The following is a 15,193-nucleotide window of genomic DNA, read 5'->3' as shown; positions in this document are numbered from 1 at the left end:
CGGGGTGTTTTTCTCCCTTCTTCGGCAATACGCGCCGTCCACTTTTATCAACCTTTCTGCAACAACTCTCCGAACCCATAATCTCGCCATTATTTCTGCACAATTATATGGAGAAATAGCGGCTGAATTTTCAGTTGCAGGAGGGGCTATGAGAGAGTTTTCGTTTTATACAAGCGGGGCCGAAACAACCCTCTATCGTTACCACGTGCGGGAAACTGCGCAGGTTTACTATGTGACGATAAGCGTGACCGACATGGACGCGCAGGAGCAGGTTATTGGCAACAAAGTGCTGCGCAATATCACCCGCAACGATGTCATCCAGGAATGTCTGTCGCACAGCCGTCGACGGAGTGCACAGGCCAACCTTCAACAGCGGGTCGCGCTCCTGACCGGCATCCGTAACTGGATTATCTGTAGCGTCGCCGTACTGGCTTTTATTCGCTTGATGATGGCTAACAATTAAAAACCGGGTGACCTGACCGGAGAGGTACTGCGATGATTATCGTTCTGACCCTGCTGAATTTGACGCTGTACTGTGTACTGATAGGGTTTCTGATTGCTGCGGTGTGAAATAAACATACCCTGCCGTGGCAGGGTATGGCGAACGATATTTAGTGATGATGAGGCACAGGAACGGGATAACCGTTGCTGGTTGTCGGCGCGCTGGTGAAGGTTCCCGGCCCGTAAGCCTGGACAATCGTACCGTCGTTATCATCGCCAGAAAAACGACTGATGGCCGTGGGTTTCGTTGTACCCGACGTCGCAGCGATTTCAGGCGAAGGCTTTTCCTGAAATGCCATCGCGCTGGTGGAACAGAGAGTTAATGCAACAACAACAGCAGCCAGTACTTTCATTGTATTAATTCCGCTAGGGGAAGGGCACTCTTACGTTATAACCGGCGCATAAAAAACGCCACGAGTGATTACACCCGTGGCGTACTTTGTTACAGATAGACATGCTTTACACCGTCGTTCCCGGGTGGGAGCGGCCTCGCAAAGATTACATCAGACGCCACTCGCTGACGGCTTCGCCGTTAATCCGCAACTGACGTTTTTCGCCCGCCGGTAAAGTCACCTGCAAGGCTTGCCATGCCGGGCGGTAATCCCCGCGCGGATTGAACGTCAAATTGATGGTGCTGGCGGAGCATTCCATTTCCCACTCCAGCCACAGTGCGTTGCCCTCTTTATAGCCCCAGGTTTCGCCGTCATCTTCAAACAACATACCGCGGTCGCGGCCCACACCTTTCAGCGGGAACAGTTTCAGCTCGCGGCTGGTGTCGGTTTCTGGCTTAACATGTTTAATGCGATCGCTCAGCGGTAAACCTGCACCTGCGCGCACAAGTAGCGGCAGTTTTTCCAGCGGCGCATCGACGGTAATCTGCTGCCCCCCGGAGAACCACTCACCGGTGTAGAAATCGTACCAACCGGTTTCGTTGTCAGGTAGCCAGAGTGCACGCTGACGCTGACCTTCTTCAACAACGCTTGCAACCAGCAGGTCGCGGCCCAGCATAAAGTCATCGCACTCTTCAAAGGTCTGCGCATCGTGTTCGTGATCGAGGAACGTCGGGCGCAGCATCGGCTCGTCGTCGGCGTGCGCCTGCCACAGCAGGGTGTAGAGATACGGCAGCAGACGATAACGCAGCTCAATCGCGCCACGAATTGCCGGGGTGATGCCCGGATACATCCACGGTTCGTTAACGGTCTGGTCGTCATTCCACGAATGAATGGTAAAGCGCGGATGCATCACGCCGTTTTGCACCCAGCGCACGAACAGCTCAGCGTCGGGCTTATCGCCCGAGAAACCACCGACATCGTGACCGACGTTAAACAGGCCGGACAGACTCATACCCACGCCCATGCGGGTGTTGTAGCGCAGCGTCTGCCAGTTGGTGCGGTTGTCACCGCTCCAGGTTTGTACGTAGCGCTGCATCCCGGCGCAGCCGGAACGGGAAATCAGGTACGGACGTTTTTCTGGCGCGAAACGCTGCTGCGCTTCCATTGAGGCGCGCATCATCAGCAGCGGCATCACCGGGCGCACATGCTTGATCGCAATTTCCTTCCCGAAACCGTGGCAGCGGGCTTCGCCGTCCCACACTTCGTATTCGTTGTTATCATTCCAGGTTGAGTCTATGCCCATTTCCAGCAATTGGCTGGTCACACCTGCCTGCCACCAGGCCACGGTCGCCGGATTGGTGAAATCGAGATGTGAGCCTTCATCGTCCCAGAATACCGAACGTTCTGGCGCATTCGCATCGGAATCACGCACGAACAACCCTTTTTCCGCCACTTCGTTATAGCGCGGGTGATCCTGCAACAGGCACGGCTTAATGTTGGCCGCCAGCTTGAGGCCTGCGTCATGGAACGCCTGACTCATCACTTTCGGCTGCGGCACTTTGTCGTAATTCCAGTTGAACACGTAGCGCTTGCCATTAATCGAGGTGTAGCCGGACGACAGCTGGAAAGAATCGCACGGAATAGCGTGTTCGTCGCACAGGCGAATAAAGTTCATCAGCTGGTTTTGCGCATCCGGCGCATCAGTGTAATGCATGGTTGAACCGCTGTAGCCCAGGCTCCATTTCGGGCCAAACAGCGTTTTCCCGGTCAGACGCACGAAGGCTTTGGTGATATCCAGCACGCGTTTGCCGGTGAACAGGTAATAGTCGATATCACCGGCTTCTGCCTGCCAGCGGCGGTAGGCGGTGTGATAGTTGTCGAGCTCGTTACCGAGGTCAAGCCAGCTGCTGCTCAGGTTGTCATAGAACAAGCCGACGCTTACATCATCACGGCGGGTGATGGTGAACGGGATGTGTTTGTACAGTGGGTCGGTGCTGGCGGCGTTATAGCCCATCGCATCGAGGTTACGCATTTCAAAACGTTTGCCGGTGCGCTGTAAATCACCTGATTTTTCGCCGAGGCCGTAGAAGCGCTCGTCTTTCTGACGCTTCAGATAGTGGGCCACGCCATCGCCGTGGGCGTTCACCAGATAGGCGCTGGTCGGACGGTCGCCGGTCAGGTATTGCCATTCGCCCGTGTCATTACGGTAATGCCACTCGAGCCATAGCGGCTGATGAACCGTCACGCGAAGCTGTGAGGTGCTGATGGTCAGTTTGTCGGTCTGTTTATCGAGTGTCCACGATGGCAGGCTGAACCCGGAAATATCCTCACGAGAGCGGCCTTCCCACGGTACGTCCTGGTCAGGCGCAATGCTCCAGGTTTTATCAAGGGCCAGTTTACCCTGACGTTTGAGCAGTACGCGGAACAGATTTTCTTCCAGCATGTACAGGCCCAGGGTGTGTTGCCCGTCGACCAGCAGCTCAACGTGATGAGCGGATTGTTTTTCGAATGTCCAGTGTTTAAGCGTTTTCATAATAATCAAACCTGTTATCAGGCGCGCTTGGCGCGACGTTCAGCAATAAATGCAACCAGGAAAACAGCGCCAATCAGGTCGAAGAACCCCATGGCGATAAACAGCGGGTTAAAGCCGATTTTGTCGGCAGTGACCCCAATAATCAGCGAGAAGACGAAGCTTGCGATCCACGCGGCGGAACCACGCATGCCGTTCACCGTCGCCATCTGGCCTTTGTCGAATGACTCAACCACCAGGGCGCTCAACATGCAGGAGATTATCTGGTGGCCGAAACCGCCGATGGAGATCAGGGCAATTGCCACGTAGGGATTGGTAGTGAACGCCATCATCGCCAGCGACAGCATCAGGAACGCGCCGGAAACGGAGGAGGCGACCACGGAATTGATGCGAGTGCAGCCGAACACGCGCACATACAGTTTGGTCAAATAGCCGCTGGCGACGCTGCCGAGGTCCGCAGCAAGGAACGGCAGCCAGGCGAAGAGGGCAATTTGCTTGAGTTCCATGCCGTAGGTTTTTGCCAGATACAGCGGCACCCAGAAACTCATCACCGCCCAGGCAGGTTCTGCCATAAAGGCCGGGATCGCGATGCCGTAGAAGCGTTTGTTTTTACTGATGTTGCCCAAGGCTTTGAGGAATGGCAGCTTAACGGCCGGTGGCTCATTGTCCTGCTGAATGAATGCCAGCTCTTCTTTGCTCAGATTCGGGTGTTGTTCCGGATTGTGGTAGAAGACCCACCACAACGCGACCCATACCAGGGCGAGAAAACCGGTAAACATAAACGCACCCTGCCAGCCGAAAGAGGCGTGAGCAAAGTAGATGATAGGCGGGGCTAACATCGCGCCAATAGAGAAGCCGACCCCGGCCCAACCGGCGGCGACGGGGCGTTCAGATTTCGGGAACCATTCGCCGATTGTTTTGGCATTGGCAGGTGTGGCTGCCGCCTCTGACGCGCCCATCCCAAAGCGCAGTATCGCCATGTGCAGCCAGCTTCCGGCCCCGGCGTGGGCGATACAGGCGATTGCCCACAGCGTCGCACAAATCATAAAGCCGAGTTTGAGGCCGATAACGTCAATCAACCAGCCACACAGCGGCTGGAAAATGGTATAGGCGAGCTGGAACGCGCCGACAATATAAGAGTATTGCGCACTATTGATCCCGAGTTCTTTTTCGAGCTCAGGCGCAAGGATGCCCAACGAGTTGCGTGTAATGTAGTTAACGGTGACGCCCAGAAGGAAAAGGACCAATACCCACCAGCGCAGATTTTTCACTACGCGGCGCGATTTGCTGGCCGTCATATCGTTATTAATACCTTGGCTCATAGAATTCTCCACAAGACGGTTTGTAGGGGGAAAGATGACTCATCTCAGTGTGAGAGTTGTCATACCGCTTTTATATTTTCTTGAAACCTAATGGTTTTCTTTTGGTAATCTTCCGGATAACTAGTATGGAAGTTGTCAGGCCAATTTAGGGTATGGCAGAAAAATGAGCGACAATAGTGCATTTTATGCAAGTTTTTTCATGAGCAAGGGATATACTCCTTTTTAACCTATTTACCCCCTTAAATAGCGGGGAAAATTCCCGTGAAAATTCTTTCATTTGCAAAATGGAGGTAGATCACAGAATGGATAAAAAGCTCAAAATCGCTGAAATTGCGACGCGAACCGGGCTGTCGGCCAGCACGGTTTCCCGGGTGCTGGCGGGTAAAGCTAACACCAGCGAAAAAGCGCGAGACCGGGTGTTGAGCTGCGCCCGAGAACTGGGCGTAATGGATGGCATGGCAGCCGGAAGAATGCTGCTCAACAGTCTGATTGTGTTTGCGCCACAACGCGCCTTCGACGAACGTTCCGATATCTTTTATTACCGTGTCATTCAGAGCATCAATAAGGCGCTGTCCCCTCACGAGGTGCGCCTGCGGTATTGCGCGCTGGAGGAGAACGACAGCGACGCCAACCTGTTTCTGGCGCGAATGAACGAAGGCGAAACGCAGGCGGCGATTCTGCTCGGTATTGACGATCCGCATATTCACGATCTGGCAGTGGATTTCGCCAAGCCCTGCGTACTGATCAACTGCCGCGATGAACGAATGCGCCTGCCGTCGATTGCGCCGGATCACCGGCTGATCGGCCAGTTTGCCGCGAGCTACCTCTTTGACATGGGCCACCGCGCGGTAGTGAACGTCATGTGTCTGCGGCGCTACACCATGGAGCTGCGACTGGTGGGCATTCGTGAAGCGTGGAAAAACGGCAATTTACGCTTTCAGGATGCACGCGATTTGATTGCGGTGCCGAGCTTCAGTGCCAAAGAAACCGAGGAAAAAGTCGGTGCCTGGCTGGATGCGCAGGCAGGCAAAACGCTGCCGACGGCATTTCTGGTGGGGGGCGATTTTATGGCGGCAGGCACGATAAGCGCGCTGCAAAAACGTGGGCTGCGGGTGCCGCAAGATGTATCAGTCATGAGCATCGACGGTTTTAATCTGGCGGCAATCCAGGACGTTCCGCTGACGGCGATTCATGTGCCGCGCGATGAACTGGGTACCGAAGCAGTGCAGATGCTGCAACAGCGTTTGATTCGCCCGGAAGCGCCGTGTGGATCGCTGTTGCTGCATGGCACCCTGGCGGTGCGGGAATCGGTGCGGCGGATACGTCCGGGAACGCGACGTACCGCCGTAGAGCGGGAGGGGTTGTACGACGATTAAATCTCCATTCCCAACGCGCGTTTTCCGTGAATGTTCAGATCGCCGAGGGTAAAGCGGTCTTCCCACGTGGCTTCATAATCTTCGCGGGGGAAGTCGCCCGGCGATGCGCCATATTCCAGCGCGACTTTCACCTTCTGCGCGTAGGCCCGGTTTTTATCGCACATCGGGGCCGCCGGGATGTACATCACGTTGCCCCAGCCCTGTTGCTCGGTCACAGGTGCCACAGAGTGTATAACGTCGCAGTGCCACCACACGGAATCCCCCGGTTCCAGCGCGGGAATGGAGGTCTGCGCTTTGATCAGCTGCGGGTGCCACTGCTCGGAAATCGGCAGCACGCGGCCAGGTGCTACGCCGCACAGCTCATCTTCTGGCACATCGTCCAGCAGCGGACGCAGCAGAACGTACGCCATCGCTTCTGGGATTGGCACCACGTGCAGCAGGCCTTGATCCGGGATCATCTCTGACAGCGCGGTCCAGCCCTGGAAGGTACGGAATACCGAACACTTAGTGGTGTTCTCCACGGTGTACTCTTCAACCTCCGTACGGTGTGCGGCATCCCACGGATCGAAATTCGTGAAGTCGCCGTTAAACACGTTGGCGAAAACCTGCTGATAAGCAGGAAGCAGCCAGCGTTCCAGCGCCCCGGAATCGGTATGTGCGCCGAGGCCTTTCGAGGTGGTTCCCGGCGGGCGACGGCGAATGCGGTCCGGATAAATGACACTCACGTCCGGGTTGAACCACTGTTTGCCTTCACTCTCAAAACGCCACAGACGATTCAGGAAAGACTGCACCGCGGCCATTTCATTGCTCTGGCGCGCCTGCATTTGCGCCTGTGACCAGTAGATCGGATAGATCTCCGGGCGTGACGCGGTCAGGGTGCCGAAGAAGTTATCGCCAGGCCCTTTGTACACCGCGTCAAAGTGATTGCGATCGAGATAGTCGAGCATCGAACGATCCCAGTCCAGCGCCTGCTCGCGCGAGAATTGCCCTTTAATCACCGCGCAGCCGCGACGTTTGATTTCCTCGCGCTGGGCCTCCGTCACCTTACCGCTGGCAAGGTCGCTATAGGCCAACACTGGCCAGACGGGGTTCCCGGCGGCTTTCAGGGCATCGATCTCTGCCACGCGGGCTTCGATGTGTGCTGTGAGCTGGTCGAATACCGCCTGCACGTCGCCAATTTGCGCGCGCAGTGCTTTTTTCATTTCACGGATAGCCGCTTTGTGATCGGCAGGCAGGGTTGAACGGGTAAAGGTAAGCGCCATGATTGACCTCTCAATCTTTCATTCGAAAGTAATTTAACTTACAAGTGATACTTTAAGTTAAAAATAGGTTAATGCAAGTTAAATAATTTGATGCGTTTCACGATTGCTGAATGTTGAGAAAAGGAGGGAATATCTGGGCAGGATAAACAAGGCGTTGCCGGAGCAGGGCGCTCCGGCGTTTTGTCAGGCGTCGAACGGGGAAGCGTTATCCAGCACGGCCTGAATAACATTCAGTGCGCCGTCGTGATTGTTGTCGTCGGCCTGGTAACGAGCGATGGCTTTGATGCTGTCAGCCGCATTGGCCATCGCAAACGAGTATTTCACCAGCTTCAGCATTTCGGCGTCGTTGCCGCTGTCGCCAATGCCGACGCAATCGCTCGGCGAAAGCTGCCAGTTTTTCAGCAGACGGCTGATACCGTTGGCTTTATGCAGGCCAGGAATAATCAAATCGACAAAGCCGAAGCCGCTGGTAACGGGCTTCATGATCCCGTCGAGCGAAACGTGCAGGGCATCGATCAGCTGCGGGATTTCGCTGTCTGGCAGGTTCAGAGAGAACTTGAAAATCTTGTCGTCGATGTGCTGATAGTCAGAAACCGGCTTCAGGCGATGGTAGTGTTTCGACATCAGCTTAACGAATTCTTCGGGTGCTTTATCGCTGACGTAGGCGCTTTCCAGGCCACAGGCCACAAAATTGAGCTGAGGGTCTTTCAGCAGTTCGCCAATCACTACCTGGGATTCGTGGCGCGTCAGTTCGCCGTGGAACAGTTCATGGCCGTGCTGATAAACCAGCGCACCGTTTTCGGCGACGAAAGAAATCTGATCGCGGATTTCAGGGAAGAAGGAAATCAGCTGGTAGTATTGATTACCACTGGCAACAACGAACTCAATGTCGCGCTGCTTAAGCTGCTGGAACTGCGCCAAAAAGCGTTCGCGAGAGTACTGCTTGGCATCATTGAGAAAAGTTCCGTCCATATCGGTGACGATAACTTTAACGGTCATACATTGCGCTCCTGAATGTTACTGCGATCAGCAATATTCTAATTACAATGTGATGAGCAGCACAAATTTATTTCATTCGAAAGATGGGATGCGATGAAATGCCCGGCGGCGCGTTGCATGCCTGGCCTACAGGATTCGATCCTGTAAGCCGTTCAGCGAAGCGCAACCGGCATTGACCTCTTTACAGCATATGCTCAGTACGGGCGATAATATCGTCCTGCGCATCCGGCGAAAGCGCGGTAAAGAACGCCGAATACCCCGCCACACGTACCACCAGGTCACGGTACTGATCCGGGTATTTCTTCGCTTCCAGCAGCGTTTCACGCGACACGATGTTGTACTGAATGTGCCAGCCTTTATGCACTTCGAAGAAGGTGCGCAGCAGCGCCATAAGCTTCTGACGGTCGCTGTCGTTATCGAGCGTTGCCGGGTTCAACTTCTGATTTAACAGCACGCCGCCGAGGATAGCCGCCGTCGGCAGTTTCCCGACCGAGCCAATCACCGCGGTTGGGCCGAGATGGTCGGTGCCGGATGCCGGGCTTGCGCCTTCCGCCAGTGGGGTGTGCGCCTTGCGCCCATCCGGTGTGGCCATGGTCGCCGCACCAAAGGGCACGTTCGCGGAAATCGACGACGTTCCGGCGTAGTAATCCCCGCCGATCGGGCCGCGACCGTGACGCGGATTGTGATACTGCTTCAGCTCATCGATATAGGTCTGATACGCGCGCACCAGCAGCTCATCCACGGTGTCGTCGTCATTTCCGTATTTCGGCGCGCCGTTAATCAAACGCTGGCGCAGCTGTTCGTGGGTCAGGCCGTCGAAATCATCCGCCAGCGCGGCGGCGAGCTGTTGCTGGCCGATAGCGCCCTGTTCGAACACCAGTTTTTTCACCGCGGCCAGGCTGTTGCCGAGGTTAGCGATGCCCACCTGCAGGCCGGATACCCAGTCATACTTCGCGCCGCCTTCTTTAATGCTTTTCGCACGCTCAATGCAGTCGTCAACCAGCGCCGAGCACAGAATGTCGGGCACGTTTTCTTCCAGCATGGTGTCGACCACGTATTCGATTTCAATTGATTTGCGGGTGTAATAGCGGATCTGCGTATCCCACGCCGACATCATCTCTTCGAAACCGGCGAAATTACCCTGCGACAGCGCTTTCGCTTGTGGGAGGAACACTTCGCCGCTGGTGGCATCGCGTCCGCCTTCCATCGCCGCCAGCATCACGCGGGCGAAGTTGATAAAGCTCATGCCGGTGCAACGATAGCCCCATTTGCCGCCGACCGCGGTTTCGATACAGCCGATGGCGGCATAGTCGTAGGCGTCCTGTTTTTCCACGCCGAGCTTGATGAATTCCGGGATAACAATTTCGTCGTTGTTGAAAGCGGGCATCCCGAAACCGCAGCGGATCACCTGCACGCAGGCGTCGAGGAAGTCGCTACTCATTCCTGCGTGATAGCGCACGCTGAGGTTTGGCTGCGTCGAGCGCAGACGACCACAGGATTCCAGAATCGCGTAGGAGAGCGGATTCACCGCGTCCATTGCGTCGCCATTTACCAGTTTCTGTCCGCCGATGGTCACGTTCTGATACAGCGGGCTCCCGGCAGAGGCTTTAGAGTGCGAGCCGGAGCGGATCTTGTTCACTTCCAGCAGCTTCAGCCAGCAGCTGTGCAGCAGCTCAATCGCCATTTCGCGATCGAGTGAATGGTTCAGCTCCACGTCGCGACGGTAGAACGGGTACAGATACTGGTCCATACGGCCAAACGATACTGAATGACCGTTGGATTCAATTTGCAGAATCAACTGAATGAAATAGCATAGCTGCAGCGCCTGCCAGAAGGTTTTCGGCGGTTCGTGGGCGATGACATCGCAGTTTTCAGCCATGGCCAGCAGTTCGTCCCGGCGGGTTTCGCGAGGTTCTTCACTTGCCATTTTCCGCGCCAGTTCGGCAAAGCGGCTGATGTGCAGACTGACGGCTTCCAGCACGATATCAATGCCTTTCAGGAACTGCTCGCCGTGCAGGTCTTCCAGCACCGTCAGGTTAATGCGCGAGCGGCGTTCGTCCACTTTTTCGCGCAGGCCGTCGAGGCCTGTTTCCAGCAATAGCGGGAAATTCACCGCCAGATGCGCATCACCGGAGGTCATATTGCCCTCAGCTTTGATAATCCCGGTCGCCAGCAGCGCTTTTTGTTCGTCGGTGAACATGCCGTAGCAGCGGTCCTGCACCGACTGGCCGTTCCACCACGGGCAAATTTCATGCAGAACGCGTTTGTTCTCTTCACTCACCGCAAAGCCCGCGCCCGGACGGTCCGCCAGATCGTCAATTTCTTTCTCAATCCAGCTGACGGTGTATTCCGGGAAAATCGGTGCGGCGCGCACAGCGCTCGCCTGGTTACCGATAATCAGCTCATCATGCTTGATCCAGATAGTGCGCCCAGCGAGGTGGTAGGCCAGCGCCAGCGCGCGGCGAACCGGAATCGGTTTATCCATGTTGCGCTGATAAACCGTAGTGTAATGCTGCGCGCGCTCGGTGCAGACCGGCGGCTTCACGATATGTACCAGCGCGTTTTTATGCGCCTGAATGCGGTCGGTCAGTTGGTCGAGTTTCAGGGTGGTCATCGTATTATCCTCGTAGGGTCGCAGTCAGCCCTTTTGCCTGTGCAGTCTGCTGGGCAAATTCCAGCAATTCCGGGGCATCGAGCGGCTTATCTGGAGCAGAATAGGGCACGCCAAGCAGGCTATATTTGTTCATGCCGAGCGTGTGATAGGGTAAAAAGTGAATGTCGCTGACGTGCAGTTCGGTCGCGGCGAATTCGGTAATGGCTTCAATCGAGGCCTCATCGGCGTTAAATCCCTGGATAAGCGGCACGCGGATGGTCATCTTTTTGCCCGCCGACGCCAGCCGTTTCAGGTTGTCGAGCACGCGTTTTGACGAGCCGTCTGTCCACTGCATAAATTTGTCTGCATCGACATGCTTTAAATCAGCGAGGAACAGGTCGATGTACGGCAGGGCGGGTTCGATATATTTCCACGGCACATGCAGGCAGGTTTCGACGGCGGTATGAATGCCCTGGTCGTGGCTGGTTTTCAGCAGTTCAAGCGCCAGTTCCGGGTTCATAAACGGCTCGCCGCCGGAAAGCGTCAGGCCGCCACCGCTGCGATCGTAAAACGGTTTATCGCGCAGGACGGTGGCCATAATGTCGTCCACGCTTTTGCGTTCTCCACACACCGTCAGCGCCTGCGTGGGACAACACTCGACGAGCGCATCCAGATGCGATTGTTTGAGCTTTTCACGGTGGATAACCAAACCATTCAGCGCGCGTTCAATCACCCGCGGCGCCGCCTGCTGGCAAAGGTCGCAACCGTCGAGACACAAACGTGCGTCAAACAGCAGGTCCTGCGTGCGGGCCCGACTTTCCGGATTCTGGCACCAGCGGCAGCCGAGTGAGCAGCCTTTCATAAAGACAACGGTGCGGATGCCGGGGCCATCGTGGGTGGAATAGCGCTGAATATTGAAAATCATAAATCGCCTCTTTGCTTTCATGTAAAGATTAAATAACTTTCGAATGAAAGTAATTTTGATATGCGTCAACAAAGCGAGCGGTTGCTGCTATTGATAAGTTTGAACAGGATTGGCTGGAGGCGTTTGGACGAGCGGAATTGTAATTTTATGCCCGGTGGCGCTACGCTTACCTGGCCTACGCTTTTGTAGGCCCGAGCACAACGCAGTGCCGCCGGGCAGAGTGGCTTAGACCGGACTACATATCTCACACCCGGTAAACCGCATCAGCTTCATCTCCCGAAACTGACAGGTCATCGCGTCGTACATCACGATTTTCCCGGCAGCGGGGGTGCCGTAAGCGGCCAGAAGCTTAATGGCTTCCATTGCCTGTATCGAACCGATAACGCCGACCAGCGGGGCCATCACGCCCGCCTCGACGCAGGTGAGGGCGTTTTCACCGAACAGACGACTCAGGCAGCGATAACACGGTTCGCCAGCCTGATACGTGAATACGCTGATTTGCCCTTCCATCCGAATGGCTGCCCCGGAAACCAGCGGCGTTTTATGCTGAAAACAGCCCGTATTGAGCTGATTGCGAATCTGCACGTTATCGGTACAGTCGAGCACCACGTCGTGCGCTGCGATTTGCTCTGCGAGCGCCGCATCGTCGAGCTGCGAATCTATGCAGATAAACTGCACGTGCGGATTGATCCGAGACAGCGAATCGCGGGCAGACTCGACTTTCGGCTGACCAATCGCGGCATCGCTGTGCAGCGTCTGGCGTTGCAGGTTTGACAGCGACACGGTGTCGAAATCGAGTAGCGTCATCTGACCCACGCCAGCCGCCGCCAGATATTGCGCGGCGGCGCAGCCTAAACCGCCTAAGCCAACAATCAACGCTCGCGAGTCTTTCAGCTTTTCCTGACCGTCAAAGTCGAAACCGCGCAACACGATTTGCCGGTTGTAGCGCAGCATCTCCGCATCACTCAGTTCCACGCTCATTACAGCCCCCCAAACAGCGCGTTAAACGGTTCAACTTCCACCCATTCGCCCGCATCAACGTTGCCGCGATCGCGTTCCAGCACGATAAAACAGTTGCCCTGGCTGAACGAGCTAAATACGTGTGAACCCTGATGTCCGGTGGTGGCGACGCTTAAATCCCCTTCAGCGTTGCGGGTCAGCACGCCGCGCTGGAAATCGAGACGGCCTGGCGATTTTTTCAGTCGGGTGGTGGTCTGTACCCGCAGACGCGGTGACAGGCCAGAGTCCGGATTGCCGCTCAGTTTCGCCAGCAGCGGCTGCACCAGCTGATAGAACGTCAGCGCGGCAGAAACCGGGTTGCCCGGCAGGCCGCAGAACCAGCTGTGATTCAGCTTGCCGAATGCAAAAGGTTTGCCCGGCTTGATGGCCAGCTTCCAGAACGCGATTTCGCCCAGCTCATCGAGAATGGTTTTGGTGTAGTCCGCTTCGCCTACCGACACGCCGCCGGAACTGATAACCACATCGGCCTGCGAATCAGCGGCGATAAACGCCGCGCGCAGTTTTTCCTGTGAGTCAGGAATAATGCCGAGGTTAATCACCTCACAACCAAGCTGTTCGAGCATCAGATGCACCGCCAGACGATTGGTGTCATAAATCTGCCCCGCTGCCAGCGGTTCGCCGGGTAACTTCAGTTCATCGCCAGTGGAGAACACCGCCACACGCACTTTGCGCACCACCTCAACCTGCGGGATGCCGAGCGAGGCCAGCACCGGCAGCTCAGCAACGGTCAGGCGCGTGCCACGCGGAAAGACTGCGCTACCGGCGGTGATGTCTTCGCCGCGGCGGCGAATATTCTGGCCCGCGTTAACGCTGGCAGTGAAGCATACGCCGTTATCGGTCTGCTCGGTTTCTTCCTGCATCACCACCGCGTCGCAGCCTGGCGGCACAGGTGCGCCGGTCATGATGCGCACGCAGGTGCCTGTTGGCCATTCACCGTCGAACGGCTGTCCGGCGAAGGCTTTGCCCGCCAAAGGCAGCGGTTTACCGTCTACGAGGTCTGCCAGACGCACGGCATAGCCGTCCATCGCCGAGTTATCAAAACCTGGCACGTCGAGTGGGGAAACCACATCTTCGGCGGTAATGCGGCCAAAGGCCTGCATCAGCGGCAGCGTTTCGGTGTCATTCAGCGGGGAAATACGATCGAGCATCTGCGTCAGTGCCACGTCGAGCGGCATCAGTCCGGCGTTAAAATCCATTACGTTACTCCTGCGACAATTCGTCTGTTGCGCCCATTATGGCAGAAAAGTGACCTCGACTGTATGTCAGGGGCGCGGATGCCTTTACAGCACCAACAGCGCTTTCTATATTCAAAAATCATATAAATTAATCGGCACAATAATGATATTTATAGAAAAAGCATATCTTCAGCCGAAGGGAAGGGCGCAATGAGTCATGCAGCGATCGCCATTCATGGCGGAGCCGGGGCGATAACCCGTGGCAATATGTCGCCAGAACGCGAACAGCAATATGTCGTCGCGCTGTCGTCGATAGTCGAGACCGGTCAGAAAATGCTGGAGGCCGGGGCCAGTGCGCTGGACGTAGTGACCGAGGCCGTACGGTTGCTGGAAGAGTGCCCATTGTTCAACGCCGGAACCGGGGCGGTGTTTACCGCCGATGAAACGCACGAACTCGATGCCTGCGTGATGGATGGCTATTCTCTGCAAGCGGGCGCGGTGGCAGGCATTAAGCATTTACGCAACCCGGTTCTTGCTGCGCGTGTAGTGCTCGAGCAAAGCCCACATGTGCTGCTGATCGGTGAAGGGGCCGAGAAATTCGCCGTGCAACATGGGATGGAAAAGGTCAGCAACGACTTGTTCTCTACGCCGGAACGCCTGCACCAGCTTCGACAGGCGCAGGCTGCGGGAGACACGCGGCTCGATCACAGTGATTCGCCGCTGGATGAACAGACCAAAATGGGCACCGTTGGGGCCGTCGCGCTCGATAAAGCAGGTAATCTCGCCGCCGCGACCTCAACCGGCGGAATGACCAACAAATTACCTGGACGCGTGGGCGACAGCCCGCTACCGGGCGCAGGCTGTTATGCCAATAATGCCAGCGTGGCGGTGTCCTGCACCGGCACCGGTGAAGTGTTTATGCGCACCCTCGCGGCCTACGATATTTCGGCCCTGATGGAATACAGCGATTTAAGCCTGCAGGATGCCTGCGAACGGGTGATTATGGAAAAACTTCCCGCCCTTGGCGGCAGTGGTGGTCTGATTGCCATTGACCGTGAAGGCAATGTAGCGATGCCGTTCAACAGCGAAGGGATGTACCGCGCATATGCGTATGTCGGCGATACACCTACGGTCGGCATCTACCGGTGACAGGAGGAA

At 56.1% G+C, this 15,193-nt stretch carries 12 protein-coding genes; 3 read left to right on the top strand and 9 right to left on the bottom strand.

Annotated features, from left to right (window positions below; translation table 11 throughout):
• The first annotated feature begins 148 nt into the window (after window positions 1-148).
• Window positions 149-463, top strand: coding sequence for a hypothetical protein (locus MUU51_RS18795; RefSeq protein WP_159773510.1), 315 nt, complete (start codon window positions 149-151; stop codon window positions 461-463).
• Window positions 464-611: 148 nt separating this feature from the next.
• On the opposite strand, the gene MUU51_RS18790 is transcribed toward MUU51_RS18795, so the two are convergent.
• From MUU51_RS18790 to MUU51_RS18780, 3 genes are all read right to left on the bottom strand, one after another.
• Window positions 612-854: a hypothetical protein gene (locus tag MUU51_RS18790; RefSeq protein ID WP_159773508.1), complete on the bottom strand. Its 243-nt coding sequence runs from the start codon at window positions 852-854 to the stop codon at window positions 612-614.
• Between the two features lie 145 nt (window positions 855-999).
• Window positions 1,000-3,366 carry a glycoside hydrolase family 31 protein gene (locus MUU51_RS18785; RefSeq protein WP_258968353.1) on the bottom strand — a complete coding sequence of 789 codons (2,367 nt, stop codon included), beginning with the start codon at window positions 3,364-3,366 and terminating at the stop codon, window positions 1,000-1,002.
• A gap of 17 nt (window positions 3,367-3,383) precedes the next feature.
• On the bottom strand, window positions 3,384-4,685 hold the full coding sequence (locus MUU51_RS18780) for an MFS transporter (protein WP_159773504.1): 1,302 nt from the start codon (window positions 4,683-4,685) through the stop codon (window positions 3,384-3,386).
• A gap of 284 nt (window positions 4,686-4,969) precedes the next feature.
• Between MUU51_RS18780 and MUU51_RS18775 the strand changes: the two genes are divergently transcribed.
• Complete coding sequence (locus MUU51_RS18775; protein WP_258968352.1) at window positions 4,970-6,061, top strand: LacI family DNA-binding transcriptional regulator; 1,092 nt, start codon at window positions 4,970-4,972, stop codon at window positions 6,059-6,061.
• On the opposite strand, the gene MUU51_RS18770 is transcribed toward MUU51_RS18775, so the two are convergent.
• The 6 genes from MUU51_RS18770 to moeA form a co-directional block, all read right to left on the bottom strand.
• Window positions 6,058-7,323: a DUF1479 domain-containing protein gene (locus MUU51_RS18770; protein ID WP_258968351.1), complete on the bottom strand. Its 1,266-nt coding sequence runs from the start codon at window positions 7,321-7,323 to the stop codon at window positions 6,058-6,060. The two genes, MUU51_RS18775 and MUU51_RS18770, sit on opposite strands and share 4 nt — an antisense overlap.
• 183 nt (window positions 7,324-7,506) lie before the next feature.
• Entirely contained in the window at window positions 7,507-8,322 is an 816-nt protein-coding gene (locus MUU51_RS18765; RefSeq protein WP_258968350.1) for a Cof-type HAD-IIB family hydrolase, read from the bottom strand.
• Window positions 8,323-8,503: 181 nt separating this feature from the next.
• Window positions 8,504-10,936 carry a formate C-acetyltransferase/glycerol dehydratase family glycyl radical enzyme gene (locus MUU51_RS18760; protein WP_258968349.1) on the bottom strand — a complete coding sequence of 811 codons (2,433 nt, stop codon included), beginning with the start codon at window positions 10,934-10,936 and terminating at the stop codon, window positions 8,504-8,506.
• Between the two features lie 4 nt (window positions 10,937-10,940).
• Complete coding sequence (locus tag MUU51_RS18755) at window positions 10,941-11,840, bottom strand: glycyl-radical enzyme activating protein (protein ID WP_258968348.1); 900 nt, start codon at window positions 11,838-11,840, stop codon at window positions 10,941-10,943.
• Between the two features lie 225 nt (window positions 11,841-12,065).
• Window positions 12,066-12,821: a molybdopterin-synthase adenylyltransferase MoeB gene (gene moeB, locus MUU51_RS18750; RefSeq protein WP_159773492.1), complete on the bottom strand. Its 756-nt coding sequence runs from the start codon at window positions 12,819-12,821 to the stop codon at window positions 12,066-12,068.
• A complete protein-coding gene (gene moeA / locus MUU51_RS18745) occupies window positions 12,821-14,056 on the bottom strand; it encodes a molybdopterin molybdotransferase MoeA (RefSeq protein ID WP_258968347.1) in 1,236 nt (411 codons plus the stop codon). Before moeA ends, moeB begins: the two co-directional genes overlap by 1 nt.
• Before the next feature lie 189 nt (window positions 14,057-14,245).
• Here moeA and iaaA point away from each other — a divergent pair, with 189 nt between their 5' ends.
• Entirely contained in the window at window positions 14,246-15,184 is a 939-nt protein-coding gene (iaaA, locus tag MUU51_RS18740; RefSeq protein WP_258968346.1) for a beta-aspartyl-peptidase, read from the top strand.
• Window positions 15,185-15,193: the final 9 nt, after the last annotated feature.

It is taken from the genome of Scandinavium manionii, from assembly GCF_024764775.1.
Taxonomy (GTDB): domain Bacteria; phylum Pseudomonadota; class Gammaproteobacteria; order Enterobacterales; family Enterobacteriaceae; genus Scandinavium; species Scandinavium manionii.
This window is presented reverse-complemented; position numbering and strand designations above follow the sequence as displayed.

Coding starts and splice junctions, on each gene's coding strand:
- MUU51_RS18795 (WP_159773510.1), top strand. CDS start 149: ATGAGAGAGTTTTCGTTTTATACAAGCGGGGCCGAAACAACCCTCTAT.
- MUU51_RS18790 (WP_159773508.1), bottom strand. CDS start 854: ATGAAAGTACTGGCTGCTGTTGTTGTTGCATTAACTCTCTGTTCCACC.
- MUU51_RS18785 (WP_258968353.1), bottom strand. CDS start 3,366: ATGAAAACGCTTAAACACTGGACATTCGAAAAACAATCCGCTCATCAC.
- MUU51_RS18780 (WP_159773504.1), bottom strand. CDS start 4,685: ATGAGCCAAGGTATTAATAACGATATGACGGCCAGCAAATCGCGCCGC.
- MUU51_RS18775 (WP_258968352.1), top strand. CDS start 4,970: ATGGAGGTAGATCACAGAATGGATAAAAAGCTCAAAATCGCTGAAATT.
- MUU51_RS18770 (WP_258968351.1), bottom strand. CDS start 7,323: ATGGCGCTTACCTTTACCCGTTCAACCCTGCCTGCCGATCACAAAGCG.
- MUU51_RS18765 (WP_258968350.1), bottom strand. CDS start 8,322: ATGACCGTTAAAGTTATCGTCACCGATATGGACGGAACTTTTCTCAAT.
- MUU51_RS18760 (WP_258968349.1), bottom strand. CDS start 10,936: ATGACCACCCTGAAACTCGACCAACTGACCGACCGCATTCAGGCGCAT.
- MUU51_RS18755 (WP_258968348.1), bottom strand. CDS start 11,840: ATGATTTTCAATATTCAGCGCTATTCCACCCACGATGGCCCCGGCATC.
- moeB (WP_159773492.1), bottom strand. CDS start 12,821: ATGAGCGTGGAACTGAGTGATGCGGAGATGCTGCGCTACAACCGGCAA.
- moeA (WP_258968347.1), bottom strand. CDS start 14,056: ATGGATTTTAACGCCGGACTGATGCCGCTCGACGTGGCACTGACGCAG.
- iaaA (WP_258968346.1), top strand. CDS start 14,246: ATGAGTCATGCAGCGATCGCCATTCATGGCGGAGCCGGGGCGATAACC.